We start from the raw sequence: 22845 nt of genomic DNA, 5'->3' as shown, positions 1-22845 counted from the left end.
GTCCGCAAGGGAGATGACAATGCCGATCATGGATGTGCGCTATGCCGCCGGGACGCTCGATGCGGCGGCGAAAGCCGATCTCGCCGCGCGCCTCACCGACGTGCTCATAAGAATGGAAGGCGGCGCCAACACGCCCGGCGGGCGCGCCTTCGCCTGGGTGTTCTTCACCGCCTTCGCCACCGACGACTGGTGGATCGGCGGCCACACCGACGGGACCTATGTGACCGGGCCGGGCAAGTTCCTGGTCAATGTCTTCATCCCCGAAGGTTACATGAACGTCACGCACAAGAACGAGGTTCATGCTTGGGTAGCGGAGGCGATCGCGGGGGCGACCGGCTGCGCCGATCCCGCCGGCAGCCTGCTCACCGTCATCAACGAGGTGACCGAGGGCAATTGGGGCGACGGGGGCCAACCCATCAGCCTCGAATCCATTGCCAAGACGGTGGGCCAGGATGGCGGCCCTCGACCGGCCTGGTCGCGCGCCTATTTCGAGGCCAAGGCGCGGGCCATGGCGGCGGCGGGCTACCCCTCCGACACTGGCGGCATGCTGCCGTCGCTGCGGTCGCGGTTGCAAAAGGCGGCGCCCGCAGAACCAGCCTGACGAGCGGCGCCCGCAACGGCGCCCCTCGCTGCGACCGGTCGAAGGGCGGAGACGCGCGCGCGGCCTCTTGCCACAATCCAGAGAAAGTCAGGGGAACTTCGCGACCGACCAGAGCATCTTCGGCCATGTAATGGATCGCAGGCGCCTCCTTGCCAGCGCTGCCGTCCTCGGCGCGGCCGCCCTCCTTCCCGGCATCGCCCGCGCGCAGAGCGGCGAGCTTGTCGTCTCCAACTGGGGCGGCGACTGGAACGAGCGCATCGCCAAGGGGTTCGAGGAGCCGGCCTTCGCCGCCTCGGCCATGGGCATCATCCACGACCTCGCCCCGGTGCCGGAGCGCAAGCGCCGCTGGCCGCCATCGTCTGGGTCAGCTTCTTCGAGAACAAGATCATCAGCTTCCCGCCGACCGGATACACCCTCGACTGGTACCGGGCGGCGGCCGCCATGCCGCAGTTCCGCGACGGCTTCGTCACCAGCCTCAAGCTGGGCGTCGTCGCGACGCTGGTGAGCATGCTGGTGGGCGTGCCCGCCGCGCTGGTGCTCGCCCGCGGGCGCTTTCCGGGGCGGGAGGCCATCCAGTTGCTGCTGCTGGCGCCGCTCGTCGTGCCCGGCATCGTCGCCGGGGCGGCGCTCTACATGTTCCTGATCGAGGTGGAACTGGCGAGCGGTGTGCAGGTGGCCATGACCTTCCGGGGCCTTGCCATCGCCCACAGCCTGATCGCTCTGCCCTGGGCGGTGCGGCTGATCACGGCCTCCCTGATCGGGCTGGACCCGCAGCTGAAGGAAGCCGCGCTCACCGTGGGCGCGCGGCCGTTCGCGGCGTTCCGGCTGGTGACATGGCCGCTCATCCGGCCGGGCGTGGTGGCGGGCGCGCTATTTGCTTTCATCGCGTCCTTCGTGGACCTGGAGAAGTCGCTGTTCCTGGTGGGCCCCGGCGTGACGACGCTGCCCATCGTGATCGTCAATTATCTGGAGTGGAGCATCGACCCGACCATCGCGGCGGTCGCCACGGTCCAGATCGCGATCATCTCGGCCGGCCTCGTCCTGACCGACCGCTACTTCAAGCTCGCGCGCGCATTCTGAGGAACGAAGATGTCGAGCATCCTCATCAAAGACCTCGTGAAGCGCCACGGCGCGCAGGTGACCGTGGACCATGTCTCCCTCGAAATCGGCCAGGGCGAGTTCATCGCCTTCCTCGGCCCCTCCGGCTGCGGCAAGACGACGACCCTGCGCATGATCGCGGGCCTCACCGAGGCGAGCGCCGGCTCGATCCATTTCGACGGGCGCGACGTGACCCGCCTGCCGCCCTATTTGCGCAACGTCGGCCTCGTGTTCCAGGGCTATGCCCTGTTCCCGCACATGAGCGTCGCGGAGAACGTCGCTTTCGGGTTGCAGATGCGCAACGTCGGCCGTGAGGAGGCGCGACGCAGGGTGGATGAGGCACTGTCCCTCGTGAAGCTTGCCCATCTCGCCGGGCGCCTGCCGAAGGAGCTGTCCGGCGGCCAGCAGCAGCGCGTCGCTCTGGCGCGGGCCATCGTCTACAAGCCGGAGGTTTTGCTGCTCGACGAGCCGCTCTCCGCCCTCGACGCCAAGCTGCGCACAGAGGTGCGCACCGAGCTGAGGCGGCTCCAGTCGGCGCTGGGGCTCACCACCATCTTCGTCACCCATGCATCTTCGTCACCCATGACCAGGACGAGGCGTTGAGCGTCGCCGACCGCATCGTGGTGATGTCAGCGGGACGGGTGGAGCAGGTGGGCACGCCGCGCGAGATCTACCAGCGGCCGGCGACGCGCTTCGTCGCGGAGTTCATCGGCCTCACCAACCTGTTCCCGGGTGGACTGGACGGCCCTGACGCTGGTGCCAGAGGACGGCGACGCGCTGCCGGACTTCCTGTCTGGTCAGCATGTGGTGGTACGCCTGCAGCAGGGCGGTCCGGCGCGGGCCTATTCCTTGACCGGGCCGCCCGCCGCGCCACGGACCTTCTCCATCGCCGTGCGGCGCAATCCGGCTTGTGCGGATGGCGAGGAGGCCGGCTTTCTCTCTCACCGCATCCAGGAGCTTGAGGCCGGCGACACTTTGCTGCTGGAACCGCCCGCCGGCGTGTTCACCCCCCGGTGGACGGCGCCCGCCCGCTCTTCCTGATCGCGAACGGCATCGGCATCACCCCGTTCGTGTCGTATCTGGAGGCGCTGGCGGCGCAGCAGGCGGCACGCGCAGGCGAGGTGCTCCTCCTTCACGGCTGCCGCGGCCGCGCCGATCACCCGCTCGCCGATCGCTTAGAGGTGCTCGCACCACGCATTCCCGGCTTGCGGCGGATCACCGCCTATTCCCGCCCCGACGGGGAGGATCGGGCCGCCGGCCGCTTCGAGGTGCACGGCCGCCTCGACATCGACGCTCTACGCGCCGCCGGCGCACTCCCGGACGCCCCCGACGACCGTCCGCTCGCCTATATCTGCGGCTCGCCGGCCTTTATCGCCGACATGCGGGAAGGACTGGTGCGATGGGGCATGCCGCGCTTCGACATCTTCACAGAGGCCTTCTATGTCCCCGCCGAGGTGCCGCCTGAGCTGGAGCCGCGCAGCATCACGGTGGCCGGTTCGGGCCAGTCCTTCACGTGGACGCCCGGCGGCGGCTCCATCCTCGACGCAGCGCTTGCGGCGGGGATCGCCCTGCGCAGCGGATGCCGGGTGGGGCAGTGCGAAAGCTGCGCCGTCGCGGTGGTCGAAGGCCGTTTCGCCCATCTCGTGCCGGTGGAGGGGGAGCCAGGCACCTGTCTCGCCTGCCAGGCGGTGCCGCTCACCGATCTGACGATCGCGCCATGACATGGCCGGCGTCGCGCGTTACCCACACGGAGAGACCCCTCCGTCGTACAATCGAAAGGACAATGGCCATGGACGATCAGATCTCATCCCGCCGCGCCCTCCTGCGCCTCGCCACGCTGGCTGCCGGCGGCGTCATGGTGGCGGCCTCCGGCCAGGGCGCACAAGCCTATCAGGGCAATATGGAGCGCGCCATTGGCGAACTGGAGACCGCCCTGCGCTCGCTGCGCGAGGCGACGCCCGACAAGGGCGGCCACCGGGAGCGGGCGATGGCGCTCATCCAGGAGGCCATGGGCGAGGTCCAGGCCGGCATCGACTATGCCGCCCGGAAGTTCGGCGACTGAGGGCGGCGGCAAACCGCGCGCGGTCAACCAGCGCCCGGCGCGCCGGTATAGAAGCTCAACGATACAAGAGTGCCTGAGCCAGCTCATGGTAGACAATCCATGAGACACTTATCCTGGTTGAAAGAACAGAGTGGGTCAGGGCCGAGCCATTTCTACGCATCCCGGCCCGGCGGGGGACGGCTAAGCGTTGAATACAAGCGGCGTCTCTGGCATCTTCGGGCGACTTTCGGGGCTGCCCAGCGTGAAAGACACGGAGCGTGATCTTGCCGACTGCGTCGGCGCCATCTATCAGGCCGGCGCCGGGGACGGCAGCTGGCTGGACGTCGGCGAACGCATCTGCCGGATCATGGACGCCCGGCGCGCCCTGCTGATCCTTGATGGCTCCGGGGGACCTCGCAATTTGCTGATGCCTGCCGACGGCAGCGAGACCGCATACTCGGTCTATTTCCACGCCAGAGACCCCTATGCCGCCAAGGCCCGCTATGACTTCGCCACCGCACGGGCCTACCACCTCGGCAATGCGAAGCTCGGCGCGTCAGCGCCGAGGACGTGGCGCACCGCCGCGGCGTCTCGCTCATGACCGTCCGCAGCCAGATCCGCTCGATCCTGGGCAAGTCGGAAGCAGAGAATTTGCGCGACTTCGAGCGCACCATGGCGACCCTCGGGGCGCTCGTGCCGCAGCTGCGCTGAAGTGTCTGCGACCGGCCCGTCGGTCGTTTCGTTGCTCGCATAGACAGTTCTGACGATGAGGCGCCGGGCCCGGCTGGCTAGGCTCCTTTCCATCGAACCGGGACTGGATGCGCGCCATGCAACAGCACGTCACTCCTGCGCCACGCCGGCGCATGATCGTCGGGATCAGCGGCGCCACCGGCACCATCTACGGACTGCGCCTCCTGCAAGCGCTGAGGCGCCTCGACATCGAGACCCACCTCGTCATGTCGAAGCCGGGTGAGCGCACCCTCGCCTACGAAACCGACCTGAAGGTGCGCGATGTGCGCGCCCTAGCGGACTTCAGCTACTCGGATGCCGACATCGGCGCCGCCATCGCCTCCGGCTCGTTCCGCACCATGGGCATGATCGTCGCGCCCTGCTCGGTGCGGAGCCTGTCCGCCATCGCCACCGGCAATACCGACGGCCTGCTCACCCGCGCGGCCGACGTCTGCCTGAAGGAGCGTCGGCGGGTGGTCCTCATGTTCCGCGAGACGCCCCTGCATGCCGGGCACATCCGCGCCATGGCGCAGGTCACCGAGAGCGGCGCCATCGTCTTCCCGCCGGTGCCGGCCTTCTACGACCGGCCGGCCTCGCTGGACGACATGGTGAACCACACGGTGGGGCGCGTGCTCGATCTCTACGACCTCGACGCGGGCCTGTTCGACCGATGGAACGGTAAGCCGGCCAGCCACCTCCCCGCTGATACGACGACCTAGAGCATTTCCCCGTTTCACTGAATCGGGAAAATGCTCTATGTCATTGAGTTTACGCGTTTTCTTTACGCGAACCGGTATCCACTTCGCTCGAAAACGTTCTAGGACTTCCCGCCATGCCCCTGCTCGACCTGCGCCAATATATCGAGGCGTTGCGCAACCTCGGAGAAATCCAGGAGGTCGCGGCTCCGGTCTCTCTGGACCTGGAGCTCGGCGCCATCATCCGACATTGCTCCGAGACGGGCTCGCCCGCACCGCTGTTCAGCGCATTCTCCGATCATCCCTCCGGCTTCCGCATCCTCGGCGCGCCAGCCGCCACCAGCGCCCAGCGCGGCCTTGCTATGGTTCGTGTGGCGACGTCGCTCGAACTGCCGCCGACGTCAAGCGGGATCGAGATCGCCGAGGCCATCGCCGCCAGCCTCGATCTGCCCGCAATCAATCCGCAGATCGTCGACAGCGCTCCTTGCTTCGAAAACATCTCGACCGGCGACGATGTGGATCTGAACCGCCTGCCGGTCCCGCTGCTGCATGACGGCGACGGCGGCCGCTATCTCAACACCTTCGGCTGCATCGTCGCGCGCACGCCGGACGGTTCATGGACCAATTGGTCGATCGCCCGCATCATGGTGGTCGACGGCAAGCGCATGACCGGGCTCGTCTCACCCCAGCAGCATATCGGCATGGTGGCCAAGGCCTGGGCTGACCTGGGCAAGCCGATGCCCTTCGCCCTCGCGCTCGGCGTCGAGCCGTCCATCCCGTTTATCTGCGCCATGCCGCTGCCGGCCAAGGTGGACGAAAGCGGCCGGCTCGGTGCCCTGATGGGGCGGCCGATCCGGACCGTGCGATGCCGGACCGTCGGGCTCGAGGCGCCGGCGAGCGCGGAGATCCTCATAGAGGGCTATCTGCATCTCGACGAGAAGACGAAGGAAGGGCCAATGGGAGAATATCCCGGCTACATTCCGACAGAGCCCGCGCAGGACGGTCCCGTCTACCACGTCTCGGCCATCAGCCATCGCAACGACGCGATCCTGCCCGTCGTCGCCGCCGGGGAGCCGGTCGAGGAGAACCACACGGTCTGGGGGACCATGATCTCGGCCCAGATTCTGCACGATCTCAGGGCCGCCGGCATACCCGCGACCACCGCGTGGATTCCGCAGCAGAGCGCCATGCATTGGCTGGTGGTGACGCTGCCGCGCGACTGGCGCCGCCGCACCGGCATCGACGCCGCGCAGGCGCTGTGCCAGCGGATCGGCGAGGTCATGTTCTCGACCAAGGCTGGCGTCATTGTCCCCAAGGTGATCGTGCTCAACGACGACATCAATCCGGACGATCTCAAGGAATTGGTCTGGGCCTTCGCCACGCGGTGCCACCCGCTGCTCGGCCACGCCGTCTTCCGCGACGAGCCCGAGGACCCGCTGGTCGCCTATCTGCGCACCAACGAGAAAATCGCCGCCAGCACCGGCAAGGTCGTCTACAACTGCCTGCCGCCCGACGAATGGGGCGAGGCGCTGCCGGTGCGCGCATCGTTCCGCCACGGCTACCCGGCGGAGATCGTCGACCGGGTCAAGCGCCGCTGGAGCGAATACGGTTTCATGTGAGCGTCCCCCATCCACCCCACGTCAACAGCCGGCGGCCCGCATCAGCCCGGCGCCGGAGAGAGGAAAGCTATGACCGACGCATTCGAATCCACCCATCCGGCGGAGATCGCCGCCTTCGTGGGTAAGCACATCATCTATACTTATGCCAATGGCTGGCAGTACGAGATGTATTTCAAGAACGACCGTACCATCGACTATCGCGTGCATGGCGGCATGGTCGGCGGGCGCTGGGTCAAGGGCCAGGAGGTCCACATCGTCCGCCTGGCCGACGGGGTGTACAAGGTCTCCTGGCACGAGCCGACCGGCACCTGCGTCAGCGTCGCCTACAACCTCCATGAGAACCGCGCCCACGGCGCCACCTTCTTCCCGCGCTGGATCGAGCTGGAACCGAAGAAGATCATCGGCTTCCAGAACGAGAAGATCGACCTGATGCGCCAGTATCGCGACGCCGGGCCGGCCTATCCGACCCTTCTCATCGACGAGTTTGCCGATATCACCTTCGTGGAGGATTGCGGCCGGGATGACGAGAGCGTCATCGCCTGCGCCCCCGAGGACCTGCCTGCGGGCTATGCCACGCGCCGCAACGTCGGCTGACGGGGGCCGATGGCTGGCCCCGATATGGAGGTTTGAGAGTGGTTGTCTGCGACCTTAATCGGCGTGAAGTCGCGATGCTCGGCGTAGCCTTGGCCGCGACATGGCGCACTCCGGCGGAAGCACAGAAGAGATCCCCAATGCTCTATCCGGGCGAGGAATTGACCGAGGCGGCCGGCTATCCGGCTCTGGTGCGGTTCGAACCCGGGCGACCGGAACGTCCCGTCGTGGTGTTCATCACAGGCGGAGGGGTGCTCGGCCGCATCGCCTATGGACCGCCCGGGGGAAGGGCTGCCGATTTCCTGTGCCACTGGCTGCATGAGGAAGGCTTCTCCTCGCTGGTCCTGTCCTATCCCATGGACAACAGGGGTGTGTTCGACGCCGCATTCCCGCAGTTTTCGATCACCGACTGGGCGGAGCAGAGCGCCGAGATCATCGCCCGCCACATGGACCGCAATGGCCTGCCGGCAAACGCCATCGTGCTCGGCTGGAGCATGGCGGGGCGCATTGCGGAGCCGCTTCATGCTGCGCTGCGACGAAAGGGAAAGGGAATCGAACTTTTCGTCGCGATGGCGGCCGCATCGGCGCTTCCCCATACCCTGCCCGGCCTCGACCACCTGAAGCCAGTGGCGAGCGGCCTCGCTGGGGTCAAGGGGGCCTACCTCGACTGGCTGCTCCACTGCCTCGCGGATCAGAGCGCGGCGGCCGGCCACGCGGTGCTCGATGCCGACGCATTCACACGCGAGATGACCGGCGATTTCCCGGTTGGGCTGGCCGCATCGGCCATGCGCTACAGAGACGGGGCTTTCGTTCCCGACCCGGCCGAAGACGCGCGTGAGGTCGGCACCGCGCGCTACCGAGCCTTTCCGCCGCTCGCCTTGATGACGCACGCCTCTGCGATCGACGCCCGGCACGCACTGACGGACCGCTCCACATGGGGCGTCTACATCACCCAGCAGCTTTGCGAAGGTCTCGTTTTCTCGCAAGCAGACAAGCTCGCCGCGCTTCCCCCCGAGACATGGGCGTTGCTGGTCGAGCATGTCGGGCACGCCGCCCAGCGGCTGAGCGCGACGCTGCCGGGCAACCACATGTTCTTCCTTGGAGAGAATGGTGCGCGGAGAACCGTGCAGACATTGAAGCTCCTCAGGCAAACCGCCGCGGATGTTGCAGGTGAGATATCACATCTTATGGAGTGAAAAATCGCTCATTCAGTCCTCTCTATTTGCGCGAGCGGCAATGTTCCGGCGCACTGATCTTCCTCCGGAAAAGTGGACGGGGCTAAGCCGCTCTCTGTCCCGTCTCGACCGCGCCGATGTAGCCGAGGGCCGAGTGTAGGCGGCCGGAATTGAAAAAGCCCTCATGTACTCGACCAGATCCCGTTTCGCCTCGCACCAATGGAATAGAGGCGATGGTGGGTCCGCACGGTTTTCGGCGTGTGGAAGAACCACCGATGACAACGACTGACAGAATAGGCTTGGGGGAGAATCTCGTTCAGAGATCATCATCCAGTTCGTCGTCGTGGACCTCGGCGGCACGCTGCTTCGCGTCGGCGATCAGGTCTTTTGCGGATTCGCCGCGCACCCAAGCGTCGAGCATATCCGCTAAATCCGCATCCGGTCCGGGAGGCGAACGGATACCAACAAGGGGGCTGTTGGTAGCGAAAGCCCGCTTCTCGACCATCCTGCGCCATACCACCATCGCGACCAACATGGTGGCTCGGCTGGGGTGACATGCAGTGATACGGGATAGGAAAAATAATCCTTATTACTCAAGGGGATCGTGCGATATTTGGCACAGAGCGAGATGGTCTGAAACGACCTTAGATCACTCCCACTCGATTATCAATAGAAACCAGAACGCCTTGAAATCATTTCGTAAAAAATATTCTCGACATGACTATACCGCCAACGAACCCGTCAAAATCGCGCGGCTTTGAAATCATTGGATTTTTCGTAACTGCCTCGAAAATCGAACTTTCGGGAACTATCGCCAGACGCGAAACGCAGGAGATGGTTCGACTCGATCCGTGCATTACGCCGATTTCACGCCATAGCCCTATCACCAATTTAGTAGTGCGTCACGACGGCCAGGGCGGGACCGGCGCTCATGTGTAGAAAGCGAACTGATCGAGTGTGAGTAGCGCCTGAAGGGCGCGAGGCATGGTATATTGGTCTGCCGCCAATGCGCCGTGTCCAACCGCATGACGTGAGGCCGTTCCGCTCGCGCTTCCACGTACGAAGTCAGCAAAGGCATAGTCGCGCAGATAAACGGCGAACTCACCGGGAAAATACAGGGTGTCTTTTCCGCCCTGTGCGGTCGCAAGATCGACGGCAAAATTCAGGAGCTTCGGAAGTCTCCTGGTATGTTCGCCGTGCACCCGAAAATAGGCATCCGCCAAGACGCCCTCGATCTCGGTGAGGACTGTCTTGATGACGGAAACCGGATCGCGCGCCTTGAAGTTGTTCACTGCCGAGCGAAGAATAGACTCTCGACTTTTCAGATGGGGACGCTGCATCCAGCGATCGAACATCCGATCTAAACGAGCTTCGCCAAACTTCTCGACAAGAGATTTTTCATCTTCATCCAGATCGAAGCCAGACTGACACATCGAGATCAGTTTCTCGAATTCTCCGCTCATCAACTCAAGGAATGGGAACCAACCGGCACCCACTAGCTGACCAAAGGTGGGCTGATGAGCCATCGCGGCGTAAAGGCCGGCATACTTCATCCGCCGATAAAGATTGCCGAGATCCCGCTTTGCGTCGTCGACCGACAATTCGCCTTTGGAGTTTCCGTCAAAAAGCAGGCCGAAGCGCCAACCTTCGCGAAAAATGCAAAGGATGCGGTCCCCCGCCCCGACCTCGATCAGAGGAAACCACATTCCCCGCACATCTGCGATGTCATTTTCGAACAATACGGTGCCAGCAGCCAATGAGCCGGGCCGCTTTAAGGTGATCTCGTGCGTTACCGCGGCAGCATCCACCCACAGTTCCGCTGTGTTGTCTGGCCGAATGACCAGCAAAATCGTGTTAGCCATGTCGAGCTTGACGTGGAAGCCGGCCTGCCGCGTGCTGTGCTCAACAGCAGCTACCAAATTCCCCACGATGTCGTGGAACAGCTTCTGGTCTGACGAGGCAACGACCCGGGTCCATACATTGGCGGTCTCGCCCCCTCGGGCGGGTTCTGCGAGGATGGCGTGAATATTCACGTCCTTGAGGAGGATCGGCTCGCCGCCATTCTTCACATCAATGCCTGCGCGTAGTTCTGAGACTGACTGACGGCTATCATTGTTCATTGAATCCCCCTGCCTTCGTGCGCCTGCATTAATCAGGCGTCCACAGGCAATCAGCGCGAATCGGCTTGTGCAGTTCGCGACTCATCGCTTGGCACTCTGCGAAAACTCCTGGAAACTTGAAAATGCCTTCGTCCCTTTAGCAAAGTTCGATTTTGCTATGCGCGTTTTACTGATCCGTTGCTGGAGATATGCACAAACAGCCGGAAAATCGCTCATCGACAACAGCTTCCAGGGCGCGCTGAAATTCGTCTCGATATTCTTGGAGATGACGCCATAACTGAATTTTGTAGATCGCGTTTTGTCCGCACTGGCAAAATCGTTATATCTGCTGATTAAGTACTGAATATATCTACTTGCCCCCTGATCTGCGCCAATGGTTCCAGCGGCGGGTTGGATAGTCACCGCTTTGCGTGTCGTTTTCACGTTAACAGTGTCAGCCAATATAACTCCGGGGCTGTCAACAATGACGTTTCCACTATTATAGTTCACTTCAATACGCCGCAGATCGCCAAGGAGTATTTTTGCAAAAAATGAATCCGTCGACTGCTCAGGCCGGCCCATTTCCTCCTCTCGAATTCTCTTGAGTTCCTCCAAAGCCTCTGCCGAATACGCCTCTGGATCAGCGTTCACTATTCTGTGATGGTGACGGCATAGAAGAATTAGATTGTCAAAGCCGTGGCGCGTCTCGTCGGTTTGAGCACGATCGAATCGCGGACCACCTTCATTCCGAGCGCGAATGTGACAAATCTCGCCGGTGATCGTTCCGGCGCTTTCCACAATTGGCAATGAGCAACCTGGAAACGCGCAGCAGTTTCCCGAAAGTGCGAACAGCCTTTTTATTGTCTTTTCCGTTGGCACCGCCAATGCCCCTCAGTTGGTTAGAATATTTTTTCACGCACCGAAAAGGTGTTGATAGATTCAAAATTCGATATTTTCATCCCTCGGATGGGACAGCATAAGCTGAATATCGACTGATCTGGCCTATTCCTCGCATAGGTACTCTTTCAACCACTTCTAAGATTGAGATCTCGCACGGTGACGAAGGCGCGATTTGTTTCGGCGGCGCGGCGCGCCTTTTCTTCCAACACATCGATCAGCGATACCTTGCGCGACAGTACTTCATACAGATCGAGCCCATCAGCGCAGATGAGATTGGTTTGCCTCCCTCGTGAAAACACCTCCAGCCCCTCGGCCGTAAATCCAGAATTACTGACGAATAGCCCGCGCGACCAAGATGCCTTGCCGGAGACCTTCCCGGAGAAGGTCATCAAGTCGGCAAAGCCGATCTGCGGCCCGTGCCATTTGGCTTCCACCAGATAGGTGTGACCTTGGAGCCGAAAACTCCCATCGATTTGCTCCCCCACGATGCGAAACGCACCACGTGGCGCAAGCCCGAACCCGGCGAACAATTCGTTGAGGAAGCTCTCGAACCGGAGCCCCCGGGTTTGGGGATCAAGCTTGGTGATCTCTATCAGAAGCGTCGCGAGCTCCTGCGCCTTTGCCTCGCTCAGCACCGTCGCCGCTTGTGAGGAAGGCTCCTCCGTCTTGGGCTGGCCAAAGCTGCTGAGGAAGCTGGGATCGAGCAATTCGGGAATCTTGTATTGTACGCCCGGAAGGAGCGCGTTCAGGCGATCGATTTCGGCGCGGGTCAGGGGATTCCCCTTGCCGCGCCGATAGGTCATCGCCTGTCGAACGATCGCGACGATGAGCTTCGTGAAAAGCGACCGGCGCTGTTCGAGAGTGGCGGTCAAGAGCTGGACGATCGCCGGCCGCTTGCTCCCTGGAATCCATAGCTCGCCGACGCCAGCCTGGGCGGCCGCAAGCGGAAACGCCGTGCGAGTGTTCCCACTGCCGGGAAGGAAATCGTAGAAGAGATCGGCCAGGTCTTCGACAGCCTGGGCTTCACGGAATGACAGCATAGATTACTCGCCCTCGGCCTCCTCCATTCGCGCTTCCAGCTCGTTCAGGAACGGCGAGCGCCCCCAATGCATTCGCCCGCGGCCGGTATCGACGTAACCGGAATACAGCATGTGGATCTCGTCACGGGCTCGCGTCAGGCCAACATAGAACAGCCGTCGGCTTTCGCGCCGCGCCGCCGGCAGCTCGTTGCGCCACGGCAAACCGCCCAGATCGAGCCCCACCATAATCACGACGTCATATTCGCAGCCCTTTGCCGAGTGCAGCGTCAACAAATTGAGGTGGAGAGGCGACCCGTCGCGACCACCGAGGCTCGCCAGATCCAGATCAGCGAGCGCGCCGCCGACGGCGAGCGCCGCGGACATGCGCACCACCTGTTCGCGCTGATCGGCGAGGCTTGGCTCCGCAGACATTAGCGCATCGAGCATGCCCGCCCGCAGCGCGCCGACGAAGCCCCGCGCCAACCCATCGTCCGCCCGCAGCGACCAAAGGAGCCGAGTCAGGCGATGAGCCTCGCGGCGGGCCTCAGCCTCTGCGAGGCGGGTGCGGTGAAAGCCAAGCCACCGATCAAGCAATCCGCGCAACTGTGGCCGACCCTCACGCCAGCCGTCAGCGCACCAGGCCGCGCAGTCCTCGATCCAGCTTGTCAGCGCGACCTTGCGATATGGCGCGGCAGTATCGACGCGGATGAAGTCGAGCCCCGCAGCGGCCACGGCCTCGGCGACGACGTCGCCGGTGCGGTAATCCCGGTACAGGATGGCGATGTCGCCTAGCGCGCGGCCGGGCTTGGCCGCTAGCGCTGCCGGGATTATTTCGGCCACAGCGTGCGCCGCCTGACCTTCAAGTCCATCGTCGCGCTCGACGAACGCGATCACTGCTTCCCGATCCGGATCGTTCGAGACGTAGCCGCGCACCTCCCCAAGCGCCAGTTCAGAGGCGCTGACAATTCGCGAGGCCGAACGATAGTTGAGTTGGAGCTGGACCCGCTCGACGTCATCCCGCTCGGCCAGTTCCTGCAACAGCGCACCGTCGGCGCCGGTGAAGCCGTAGATCGACTGGTCGGAGTCTCCCACGGCAAAAAGCCGGACGCCGCCATCAAAGGCTACGCGCTTGACGATGCGGTGCAGCGCCACTCCGAGATCCTGATATTCATCGACCGCCAGGACCGGGAATTTCGCCTGCAGCAAGGGGAGCACCCAGTCATGCTCGGACACGAGCCGTTGGCCGAAGATCACGAGATCATCGAAGTCAATCAGGCCCATTCCACGCAACTCGGCCTCATATTCTTCGGCCCATCCGGCCAGCTCCGCTTCGCTGGTCCAGGCAATCGAGGCCCGATCGAGGATCGACCGCCGATGGCGACCGAGATCCATCGGCTTGTTGGGATGCCCAACACCGAAGAGCCGATCGCCCACCCGCTTCATCGCCTGATCGCTCTGCCGCTGGGTTGCGACGGCGAGCGGGAACGGCACGGGCAGATTGGCGAGACGGGCATAAGGCATGAGGAGATGCCTCAAGCAGAAGCCGTGAACCGTGCCGATGAACAGGTTAGGCGCTTCACGCAGCCCCAGTCGTTCCAAGCGTCGCGTCAGCTCGCGTGCGCATTCCTGGCTATAGGTGATGCAGGCGGCGCCGCGCGGCGCTCGCACGTCTTCGGCCATGATCCGGGCCAGCTTTAGCACCAACGTCTTCGTCTTGCCGCTGCCTGGACCCGCCAGGACAACGCAATGTCCGGTCGAATCGTAAGCCGCCTGCTGGCCCGGATTGCCAGCGAGATCGGCCGCCTGGGCGAGATAGGCGGCGCTGACGCTACGAAACGGCATCGCGGATATGCTCCAACGCTTGCCGAATGTAATCCGGGCACGTCTCGTCGCTGACATGGGGAGCGAGGGCCTGTGCGAAGCGCCCTTTTCCAATCCGCTCGATGAGCTTGATCAGGTGCTCCTCGTCGAGATCGTCGGTGTCATCAACCCATCCCTGGAGCTCTTCGCGTGTCTCCTCGCTGATGGATAGCTCCTCTTCAATGACCTCCTGCATCGCCTCGGCAAGTCCGCCGGTAAAAAGCTCCGGCTCAAGGGTGTTGCTGTTGACGAAATAGCCGAACGGCTCGGCGCGAGCGATCACGGCATCGGCGTTGAGCGGCGTATAGTTCACCCCGTCTTCGACAAGCCGCAGTACATTAATCAGCCGACGCCTCACGAGCGGCGGCTTGGTGCCGTTCGGATCGCGATCCGTCAGGATGACGTGCGGGATGTTGAGGCCCTGCGGTCCCAACAGCTTCACATAGGGAGTGAAGTTCGTGCCGCTCACCGAGCACACCGTGATGCCCAACATGTCGAGCGGGATGTCCAGCACCTCCGCAAAGGCGGGGACGAGGAACCGCTCGGCATCGCCCTCCACCAAAATCACACCACGCGCGAAGAAGATTTCGCCGCGGCTGACGTCGATGTAGCGCTGGAGGTCCGCCTCGTCTCGCTGTGTAAGCGGCGCCTTCGCGGTTGAAACCGCTATCGTCGTCTCTTCGCTGACATCATGGCGCAGCAGCACGATCGAACGGATGGGGGTGACGCTGGCGATATGCGGTGAGTGCGTCGTCAGGATTGTCGTGAGCGGCGGCGTATCCTCCTCGGCATTCCCGGTATTGCCGAGGAAATAACGATAGACGAGCCGTTGCACATGTGGGTGAAGATGGGCTTCGGGCTCCTCGACCACGAAGAACGTATGGTCCCGCTCGCCGTCTGTGACGAGCCGGTCGAGTTCGAGGCTCTTCAGCGCCAGGAAGATCAGGTTCGCCGTGCCCAGGCTGGCGTCCCCAATACCGCGGGCGCCATTGTCGATCAGCAAGCGCAAACTGCGCAGCAGCGCATCTACCCGTGTCGGCGCGAGACCGAGCGTCAATGGGACCGCGTGCTGCTCGCCGGCGATCGCAATCAGACGCTCGCCTATCCGTTGCGCCGTAGCGACCACCTCGGCGCGGCCCACCAGATCAGCCTGCGCTTCGCTAACCAGCTCCTGGATTTCGTCCCGCGCGTCCTCGTCAAGCGAGGTCGCCAGTTGCTCGATCAACGGCCTGAGCGGTGAATTGCGCCAGCTCGCCAAATCCTTCTCGGCATCGCGCAGCGCGACCTGCACGTCGAGCGGCAGCATCCGGCGCAACGAAGAGCCGATGGACATCTCCGGATCGTCGCCGCCGAAAATGATATACTCGTAGTCGGCCAAGCTCTCCGGATCGCGTCCGAGATTAGCTTTCGGTTGGAAGCGGTAGGTCAGGCGCGCGACCATCGGCGGACCTGGGTCCACCACGCAATCGCCCAGATGGGCCATCAACCGCGGATCGTCGGTGAAGTCGGTCAGTTCGACAGAGATCTCGACAGTCTCTCCGAGCTTATCCTCCCCGAGCCCGTCCCAGAAATGTTCAAGCCCAAGTTGGCGGTCGCGCTCGGACAGGCCGGGGTCGAGGATCAGTTGCAGGGCGCGGACGAAGTTGCTCTTACCGACCTTGTTCTCGCCGACGATGACGATGCTGTCGCCAGTCTCCACGTCGAGGTCCGAGAAGTTGGCGAAGTTTGTAATTTTGATCCGCGAAATTCGCACGGTGCCGTCCCCCCAGCTTTTTCTATTCGCGGACGCGATTGGCTCGCTCAGCGACATCGGCACATCGCGCCATCAGCGCGTCGAAAGGCTCGGCGTCTTCCAGAAGAAGCCCGTCGTCGACCATGCGGGCGTAGTCCTCTTCAAGCGCCTTCAGACCATCGCCTGCGGGCACAAGCCGCAGACCGCCGTTGACGGCCGCCTCGTAATCGATGGGTGTCCGATCGGACGCCTTCTCGGCGAAAAACATGGTCTTGTGGCGCGCCACTGCGTTCGCCAGGTCGCGATCAGCGAAGGCGGACGCAGCAAAACCAGCTTCGTCCAATCGCGCGACATCGTGCCAGTGACGAGCAAAGCGATCGCCACGCAGCCGCTCCTGCAGGCAGAAGACGTGGATAGCCGTCGCCTTCTCCCAAAAGGTTCGCTCCGCATGCATCACGCGGGGACGAGCCGTGGGGAAGGTCACGCCCTCGATCAGGCCGGATGCATCGCAGGCGATGTCGCGCACACTCGCGGGCTCACCCGTCGATCGTGCTCCGAATTCGAGCATCACGCTTGGCGCCACATATCCGGAGCCGGCCGTCGCCGCTTCGTAGTCGATGAATAGCTTCTCGCCTTTGACGCGGATGGTGGCTGCCAAAGCTTCAGTAGCGAGCGCCTGTGCGATGATCGGCTGAACGCTCCCTTCAACCCACTCGGGCAGGCGCTTGCGCACCTCGCTGGACCAGCGTTTTTCCTCGCTCCGGGTCTTCGGCAACGCTTCGCCGTTTTCGCCCACTAGGTCGGGGGCAATCGCCCGGATGTCGTAGGTCAGATCGACGTCCTCGGAAAACCGCCGGATGACCTGATAGGCTTTAGACAGCGATGTGCCGCCCTTGAAAACCAGATGTTCCCCAAGCGCCGAACCGTAAAGGGTGGCGAGCGCCCAGACGACCCATACGTCCTTCTCCAGCAGATGCGCCGGCCGGCCCGACCGATCGGCAGCGACGCCGAGCGCCTCGCGTCGATCCTCGACCTGAAGGTGGAGAAATGGATCAGCCATATGCGGCCTTGCCCACGCTGCGCGCCAGCCAAGTTGGGAGCTGCGGCGCTACCGCGACCAGCTCGCTGAAGGCGCCCGGCGGGAGTTTGCGTTTCAAGGTCAGGAGGGCGGCCTCGGCCTTCTCCGGCCCAAGCCAGGCCAGCGCGCGTACCGCTTCGCCGGCAGGTTGATGCGCCATGGCGAGCTGCCAGCGCGGGGCGTGGCGAAGCTCGACGACCTGTTTGCCGAGGTTCATCTTCCGGGTACGGCCGGAGGTCAGATAGACCGACCGGACCGGCACCTGTGTCGTAAGACCCAAAGTGTTGGCCGCAGCGGCGCCACTGGGGACGATAGTCTCTCCCCGCTGGCTGGCCAGCGCCTCGACCGCCTGCTCCACGGAGGGAGACCGCGTGCCGAACCGGCTCGTGACCGGCAAAAGATAGACGCCGCGACCCGCCCGGATCAGATGGCCCCTCTCGCTCAGGCGCGACAGGGCCTGATCCACCGCGGCGCGGTTGCCGAGGTGGAGCAAACTTTTAGCCGCAACCGGAGTGCCCTCTGGCAACCCTTTCGCATGCGTTAGAATCTGTTCGGTCAAGCGTTGCATGGCCATTCTCCTGTCAGAAACATACGCGGTTTTCTGACACTTTTCAAGATCGGCCGCCTGAGGTCGATCGAGCCCCTAACTCTTCGCCGCGAAATATAGAACAAATAAAGAACACAATGAAGAACCAGTTCCCCGAGGTCAAGAGGAGCTTGCGGCGGAAATGAGGTGGTCGTTGGCGCAGCAGCAGCCCTCATCGGCGCTGGCGCCGCCGCCGCACCAAGGGCATGAGCACTCTGGTGCATCACACACGCGGAGCTTTTCGCGCCGGCAATCGAGTAGGTTAGATTAGCGTCGAACCGCGTGACTTATGTCGAAACCGGCGACGACAAGACGGTGTTCCAGTGTACGGTCGCGCGACATTTACGTGCCTTTATGCCGAGTTCGGCATAAAGGTACGCGGGTGACGATGACCCGGACCGGGAAACCCGGCCTGATGGTCAGCGTCGGCGCGATGTTGAGCTGGCGCTGGACGATCTGCCGGCCGGTCTGACCGATGCTGTCGGATGCGCCGTCGCGGATGGCGCTGAGCAGATCGCTCTCGTCACTGGACGATCCCGTGTTGGCGCCAATGCTGAGCAGCGTCGAGAGGGCGGCAGCCTTGAACAGTTCGCCCCAATGATAGTCGACGCCATCCTCAAGCCCCGCATAGCCTTCGGCGTCCGCGCCCGGCTGGCGCTCCAGAACAATCGAGCGGCCATTGGGCATGATGAGCCGGTTCCAGACCAGCAGGACACGGCGCTGGCCGAAACCGACGCCATTGTCATACTGGCCGATCAGTCGTGTGCCCTGTGGTACGAGCAGGATGCGACCGGTCGGACTGTCGTAAATATTCTCCGTGACCTGGGCGGTGATCTGTCCGGGCAGATCGGAGCGGATGCCGGTGATGAGCGCAGCCGGGATAACGGCGCCGGCCTGAAGGATGTTCGGCGACGTCGGCGCGGCCACACGATCCGGCGCGACGGTGCGCCGGTCGGCCGCCTGATTGAGGAAGGCAAGCTGGCGGTCCTGTGCCGAAGGTGTCGCCGGCTGCGGGGCGAGACCGAGGCTGGTCAGGTCCGGCAGGGGCGCTGTGGCATTGGCGGTCGTGGTCGCCGGTGACGCGGCGCTGCGCGTCTCGGTCGAGGCGAACAGTCGGCCGGTCCGCGCCGCTTCGATTTCCTGAAGCCGCCGTTGCTCCTCGGCACTGAGGCCCGGCGTGGGGGTGGCGATGCCCTGCGCGGGGACGGGCTGGCCCTTGTTCTGGGCATCGAGAATCGGCCGCCCGAGATCGCCCGGCAAAGCCGGCCCCAGGACTGGGCCGGTATAGTCGCGTGGGAGACCAGCGAGGCCATCGGCGGTCGCGCGGTTCTCGGTCGAATAGAGTTCGGTGTTTCCGCCGCCGCCATCCCGGGTCTGGAGCGCATAGATCAGCGCGCCGCCGATACCGACGCTGGCGACCAGGCCGAGACCGGCCAGAACTTTCCGCGACAAGCGAGTGACGCGGGGTGGCTCGGCACGAAGCCGCATCGGGGCAGCCGGCTCGCCGGTCAGTGGCTTGGCGTCATCGTCAGACGTGTCCGGCGTCGGTCCTGGCTTGGCGCTCTTATCGGGATCGATCTCGCTCACGATGCCGGCCTCCCGTCAGTGCGGGTGATGCGGACACGCTTCTGGTTGTCACCCGTACCGAAGCGCAGTTCGGCGGCGGCGAACAGCCGATCGACGATCATATGCCGGCCGCGCACCCGGTAGTTCACCAGCTCGGAGGTGTTGCCCTCGGGACCGACGACGAACAGCGGCGGCATCTCGCCTTGGGCGATGCCGCGCGGGAACTCGATGAACACCTGCCGGCCATCGTCGAACGCGCGCAACGGCCGCCACGGCGCTCGGTCGCCGTCGATCGCATAGCGGAAGTTGACGTTGGCGAGATCGACGCCGCTGGCGATGGGCTGCGCGGCTTCGGCCTGGCTGTATTGGCGGCGCAGTGCGATGAGCTGGTCCTGCGGATACTGCCAGGACACCGACGCCATATAGGTCCGCTCGGTCGAGCGGAGCTCCATATGGTAAGTGCGCAGGTTGGTGTTGATGATGAGGTTGGTCATCAGATCGGCGCGGGTCGGCTTCACCAGGATATGGACCTGTTGGGTCGCACCGGAGCCGCTGAGCGTGTCGCCGATGATCCAGCGCACGGTGTCGCCGGCGGCGACGGGGCCGGAGCCGACGAGGGTTTCGCCCGGCTGAAGCGCGATGTCGGTGATCTGGCCGACGGCGGTGTAGACCTGATAGAGCGCGCCGCCGGTGTATGGATAGACCTGCATGGCGTTGATGAAGCCGTCGCGGACGGGCTGGATGCGGGCGGCGGCGTTGGCCTGATTAACGCGGGCGGTCGGATCGGTCGGCTCGGGCGCCCGGCGGGATTCCTCCACCGGCTTCATCTGTCCGGGCAATGGCAATGGACGCGGCAGCTCGACGACTGTGACGGGCGATGGCGGATCGACGGTCTGCACGGCGGGCGCGGCATCGTCATAGGCGATTTCGGGCGGTTTTTGCGTCGTGGCGCAGCCGGCGAGCGCCGTTGCGGACAACAGCAAGGCCGCGAATGTGGCTTTGCGGAGAGCCGCCTTTCCGGCTCTCCGTGCAGGCGTAATGGCGTGAACAGGGTTCGCCGGATGTCCGGCGGTCAGATGAGACGGCCGGATCATTGTCCAAGCTCCTTCGACCAGTTGATGGCGTTGACGTAGATTCCGAGCGGATTGGCCCGGAGCTTTTCGGCGTCGCGGGGTGGCGCGACGCCGATGGTGAGGATCGCTGTCCAGCGCGATGTCTCGGCGAGCGAGCCGTCCTGATAGCGGCGCTCGACCCATGCGACGCGGAAGCTGTCGGGTGAGGCTCGGATCACGGACGACACCTCGACAGCGATCTGCTGCTTGCCGACCTTGGTGAAAGGGTCGTTGACGCGGGCATAGTCGTTCAGCGCCATCGCCCCGCGATCGGTGGTGAACTCGTAGGCGCGAAGCCAGTTTTGCCGCACGATGATCGCATCGGCCGGAATGCTGCGAACCTGCTCGATGAACCGCGCGAGGTGCCAGGCGATCTGCGGATCGGTCGGGCGATAGTCGGCTTGCGCCGGCGCGACGGCCTGTGCTGCCCCAAGCTTGTCGACCTGCACCACCCACGGCACGATCGAGCCGTTGGCGGATTGCCAGACCAGCGCGCTGGACAGTCCGGCCGACAGGATCAGCGATCCGAAGGCCATCAGCCGCCAATTCCTGGCTTGTACGCGTGCGGAGCCAATACGGTCGTCCCAGACCTGGGCGGCGCGTTGATACGGTGTCTCGGGTTGCGGCGTCTTGCCGTAATGGGTGGCGGGTCGTTTGAACATCAGCGGTCGCTTTCGGAGAGGTTGACGGAAGAGCCGCCGCCATGGCTGTCGCCGGATTTGACGGCATGGGCGGCGGCCTGAATGCCGTGCGAGGCTTGCTGGCCGCGCTTCATGCGCTTGGCCCAGGCAGGCGGGCCGTTGCTGGCGGCGGACGACGAAGAATCAGACGGCGCGTCAGCGCCCTCGGCGGATGCAGTCTCGCCAGCGACGGACCGTTCGCCCGCCTGGAAGCTGTCCTTCATCGACGCGGCGGCACGCTTGAACGGGTTGGCGATGGCGGCTCCCGCCTTGGATGCGCCGCTGCTGGCGACGCCCGATGCACCACCTGCGCGATAGGCGGCGGTGGCGCCGCCCGCGAGTGACGCACCGCCTCTCGCGGCAGCGGCAGCGCCTCCGGCCAGAGCGGCCCCGCTTGACGCGACCGCACCGATCGCAGCCCCTCCGGCGGCCACCATGCCGCCTGCGGCAAGGCCGGTGCCGATCGCCGCACCTGCGCCAAGCTGGGGACCGCCGGAGACGAGACCATTGGCGATGCCGGGACCGAAGATGCCAAGGCCCAGCAGCGACAGCGCGGCGAGCACGATCGCCATGGCGTCGTCGATCGTCGGCGCTGTCCCGCCGAACCCTGCGGTGAACTGGCTGAACAGCGTCGAGCCAATGCCGATGATGACCGCGAGCACCAGGACCTTGATGCCCGACGAGATGACGTTGCCGAGCACCCGTTCGGCCATGAAGGCGGATTTGCCGAACAGGCCGAACGGGATGAGCACGAAACCGGCGAGCGTCGTCAGCTTGAACTCGATCAGGGTGACGAAGAGCTGGATGGCAAGGATGAAGAAGGCGAGCAGCACCAGCGCCCATGCAAACAGCAGGCAGGCGATCTGGATGAAGTTCTCGAAGAAGGAGATCCAGCCCATCAGGCCGGAGATGGATTCGAGCAGCGGCCGTCCTGCGTCGAGGCCGACCTGCGCGACCTTGCCGGGGCGAAGGAGATCGGCGGTCGTGAAGCCGGTGCCGCTGGCCTTCAGGCCGAGACCGGCAAAGCTCTCGAAGACGATGCGGGCAAGGTTGTTCCAGTTGCCGATGATGTAGGCGAAGACACCGACGAACAGCGTCTTCTTTATGAGCCGGCCGATGATGTCGTCATCGCCGCCCATCGACCAGAATAGCGCCGCCAGCGTCACGTCGATGACGATCAGCGTCGTGGCGATGAAGGCGACCTCGCCCGACAGCAGGCCGAAGCCACTGTCGATGTAGCGGGTGAAGACGGCCAGGAACTGGTCGATGACGCCGGTGCCGCCCATATTATCGTTCCTCCGCCGTGCTCGGCTCGGCCGGCACGGTCTGCTTCATGACGGGATCGTCGGTCGTGGTGGCAGCCGGCGCGGATCGCGGGGTCGTGGGTCGCGGCAACCTGTCGAGACCAAGGAAGCGGTCGCGGCTCTCGGCCCAGACGCGCAGACATTCGGCGTCACGCGCGCCGGCCTCACCGAGACGCTGGCACCGGCGCTGCCCCTCGCGCAGCGGATCGGGCGCGGCTGGTGCAACCATGGCCGTAGCCGGATTGACCGGTGCCTCCTCGTCGCGCGTCATCTCGATCGCGGTTGCGGTGATGGCGACGCCAGCGAAGATGGCGGCAGCGATGCGGGCCAGCGTCTTGCCTTCCATGGCGCGTCTCTCCC

The 22845-nt window shown here is 64.2% G+C and carries 24 protein-coding genes and 1 pseudogene; 11 read left to right on the top strand and 14 right to left on the bottom strand.

All coding sequences use genetic code 11. The features are described 5' to 3' along the window. Positions 1–19: 19 nt before the first annotated feature. The 11 genes from V5F48_RS12485 (at position 20) to V5F48_RS12435 (ending at position 8570) form a co-directional block, all read left to right on the top strand. Entirely contained in the window at positions 20–601 is a 582-nt protein-coding gene (locus V5F48_RS12485) for a tautomerase family protein (protein ID WP_394111361.1), read from the top strand. Between the two features lie 441 nt (positions 602–1042). Continuing rightward, positions 1043–1681: an ABC transporter permease gene (locus V5F48_RS12480; RefSeq protein WP_394258990.1), complete on the top strand. Its 639-nt coding sequence runs from the start codon at positions 1043–1045 to the stop codon at positions 1679–1681. A 9-nt stretch (positions 1682–1690) separates the two neighbouring features. Continuing rightward, positions 1691–2302: an ABC transporter ATP-binding protein gene (locus V5F48_RS12475; protein WP_394258989.1), complete on the top strand. Its 612-nt coding sequence runs from the start codon at positions 1691–1693 to the stop codon at positions 2300–2302. Between the two features lie 129 nt (positions 2303–2431). Further along, positions 2432–2740 carry a ferredoxin--NADP reductase gene (locus V5F48_RS12470; RefSeq protein WP_394258988.1) on the top strand — a complete coding sequence of 103 codons (309 nt, stop codon included), beginning with the start codon at positions 2432–2434 and terminating at the stop codon, positions 2738–2740. Then, a complete protein-coding gene (locus tag V5F48_RS12465) occupies positions 2713–3420 on the top strand; it encodes a flavin reductase family protein (protein WP_394258987.1) in 708 nt (235 codons plus the stop codon). Before V5F48_RS12470 ends, V5F48_RS12465 begins: the two co-directional genes overlap by 28 nt. Positions 3421–3488: 68 nt before the next feature. After that, positions 3489–3761: a hypothetical protein gene (locus tag V5F48_RS12460; protein WP_394258986.1), complete on the top strand. Its 273-nt coding sequence runs from the start codon at positions 3489–3491 to the stop codon at positions 3759–3761. Between the two features lie 241 nt (positions 3762–4002). Next, a complete protein-coding gene (locus V5F48_RS12455) occupies positions 4003–4341 on the top strand; it encodes a hypothetical protein (protein ID WP_394258985.1) in 339 nt (112 codons plus the stop codon). Between the two features lie 226 nt (positions 4342–4567). Further along, on the top strand, positions 4568–5188 hold the full coding sequence (locus V5F48_RS12450; protein ID WP_394258984.1) for a UbiX family flavin prenyltransferase: 621 nt from the start codon (positions 4568–4570) through the stop codon (positions 5186–5188). Positions 5189–5301: 113 nt separating this feature from the next. Continuing rightward, on the top strand, positions 5302–6783 hold the full coding sequence (locus V5F48_RS12445; protein WP_394258983.1) for a UbiD family decarboxylase: 1482 nt from the start codon (positions 5302–5304) through the stop codon (positions 6781–6783). A 69-nt stretch (positions 6784–6852) separates the two neighbouring features. Then, complete coding sequence (locus tag V5F48_RS12440; protein WP_394258982.1) at positions 6853–7377, top strand: phenolic acid decarboxylase; 525 nt, start codon at positions 6853–6855, stop codon at positions 7375–7377. 137 nt (positions 7378–7514) lie between these two features. Further along, on the top strand, positions 7515–8570 hold the full coding sequence (locus V5F48_RS12435) for an alpha/beta hydrolase family protein (RefSeq protein ID WP_394258981.1): 1056 nt from the start codon (positions 7515–7517) through the stop codon (positions 8568–8570). 82 nt (positions 8571–8652) lie between these two features. On the opposite strand, the pseudogene V5F48_RS12430 reads toward V5F48_RS12435, so the two are convergent. The 14 genes and pseudogenes from V5F48_RS12430 to trbK-alt all read right to left on the bottom strand — a co-directional run. After that, positions 8653–8818 (bottom strand): annotated as a pseudogene (locus V5F48_RS12430) (IS3 family transposase); the annotation flags it as partial. 47 nt (positions 8819–8865) lie between these two features. After that, complete coding sequence (locus tag V5F48_RS12425; RefSeq protein WP_394258980.1) at positions 8866–9084, bottom strand: hypothetical protein; 219 nt, start codon at positions 9082–9084, stop codon at positions 8866–8868. 394 nt (positions 9085–9478) lie between these two features. Beyond that, positions 9479–10669, bottom strand: coding sequence for a hypothetical protein (locus V5F48_RS12420; RefSeq protein WP_394258979.1), 1191 nt, complete (start codon positions 10667–10669; stop codon positions 9479–9481). Positions 10670–10750: 81 nt separating this feature from the next. After that, positions 10751–11527: an HNH endonuclease signature motif containing protein gene (locus V5F48_RS12415; RefSeq protein ID WP_394258978.1), complete on the bottom strand. Its 777-nt coding sequence runs from the start codon at positions 11525–11527 to the stop codon at positions 10751–10753. 146 nt (positions 11528–11673) lie between these two features. Continuing rightward, entirely contained in the window at positions 11674–12588 is a 915-nt protein-coding gene (locus V5F48_RS12410; RefSeq protein WP_394258977.1) for a restriction endonuclease, read from the bottom strand. Between the two features lie 3 nt (positions 12589–12591). Continuing rightward, entirely contained in the window at positions 12592–14409 is a 1818-nt protein-coding gene (locus V5F48_RS12405) for an ATP-dependent helicase (protein WP_394258976.1), read from the bottom strand. After that, positions 14396–16237, bottom strand: coding sequence for an ATP-dependent nuclease (locus V5F48_RS12400; protein WP_394258975.1), 1842 nt, complete (start codon positions 16235–16237; stop codon positions 14396–14398). The genes V5F48_RS12405 and V5F48_RS12400 overlap by 14 nt, the downstream gene beginning before the upstream one ends. Then, on the bottom strand, positions 16203–17219 hold the full coding sequence (locus tag V5F48_RS12395) for a nucleotidyl transferase AbiEii/AbiGii toxin family protein (RefSeq protein WP_394258974.1): 1017 nt from the start codon (positions 17217–17219) through the stop codon (positions 16203–16205). The genes V5F48_RS12400 and V5F48_RS12395 overlap by 35 nt, the downstream gene beginning before the upstream one ends. Continuing rightward, positions 17212–17805, bottom strand: coding sequence for a DUF6088 family protein (locus V5F48_RS12390; RefSeq protein ID WP_394258973.1), 594 nt, complete (start codon positions 17803–17805; stop codon positions 17212–17214). The genes V5F48_RS12395 and V5F48_RS12390 overlap by 8 nt, the downstream gene beginning before the upstream one ends. A gap of 360 nt (positions 17806–18165) precedes the next feature. Then, positions 18166–19410, bottom strand: coding sequence for a TraB/TrbI/VirB10 family type IV secretion system protein (locus V5F48_RS12385; protein WP_394258972.1), 1245 nt, complete (start codon positions 19408–19410; stop codon positions 18166–18168). Beyond that, a complete protein-coding gene (trbG, locus tag V5F48_RS12380) occupies positions 19407–20483 on the bottom strand; it encodes a P-type conjugative transfer protein TrbG (protein WP_394258971.1) in 1077 nt (358 codons plus the stop codon). The genes V5F48_RS12385 and trbG overlap by 4 nt, the downstream gene beginning before the upstream one ends. Continuing rightward, positions 20480–21163 carry a conjugal transfer protein TrbF gene (gene trbF / locus V5F48_RS12375; RefSeq protein WP_394258970.1) on the bottom strand — a complete coding sequence of 228 codons (684 nt, stop codon included), beginning with the start codon at positions 21161–21163 and terminating at the stop codon, positions 20480–20482. Before trbF ends, trbG begins: the two co-directional genes overlap by 4 nt. After that, positions 21163–22467: a P-type conjugative transfer protein TrbL gene (trbL, locus tag V5F48_RS12370; RefSeq protein WP_394258969.1), complete on the bottom strand. Its 1305-nt coding sequence runs from the start codon at positions 22465–22467 to the stop codon at positions 21163–21165. The genes trbF and trbL overlap by 1 nt, the downstream gene beginning before the upstream one ends. A gap of 1 nt (position 22468) precedes the next feature. Then, positions 22469–22831, bottom strand: a complete 363-nt coding sequence (trbK-alt, locus tag V5F48_RS12365) for a putative entry exclusion protein TrbK-alt (RefSeq protein ID WP_394258968.1) — start codon at positions 22829–22831, stop codon at positions 22469–22471. Positions 22832–22845: the final 14 nt, after the last annotated feature.

Origin of the sequence: Xanthobacter autotrophicus ATCC 700552, assembly GCF_043194565.1 — a bacterium.
GTDB classification, from domain to species: domain Bacteria; phylum Pseudomonadota; class Alphaproteobacteria; order Rhizobiales; family Xanthobacteraceae; genus Xanthobacter; species Xanthobacter autotrophicus_F.
The sequence above is the reverse complement of the archived record's forward strand: the minus strand, read 5'-3'. Positions and strand labels throughout refer to the sequence as shown.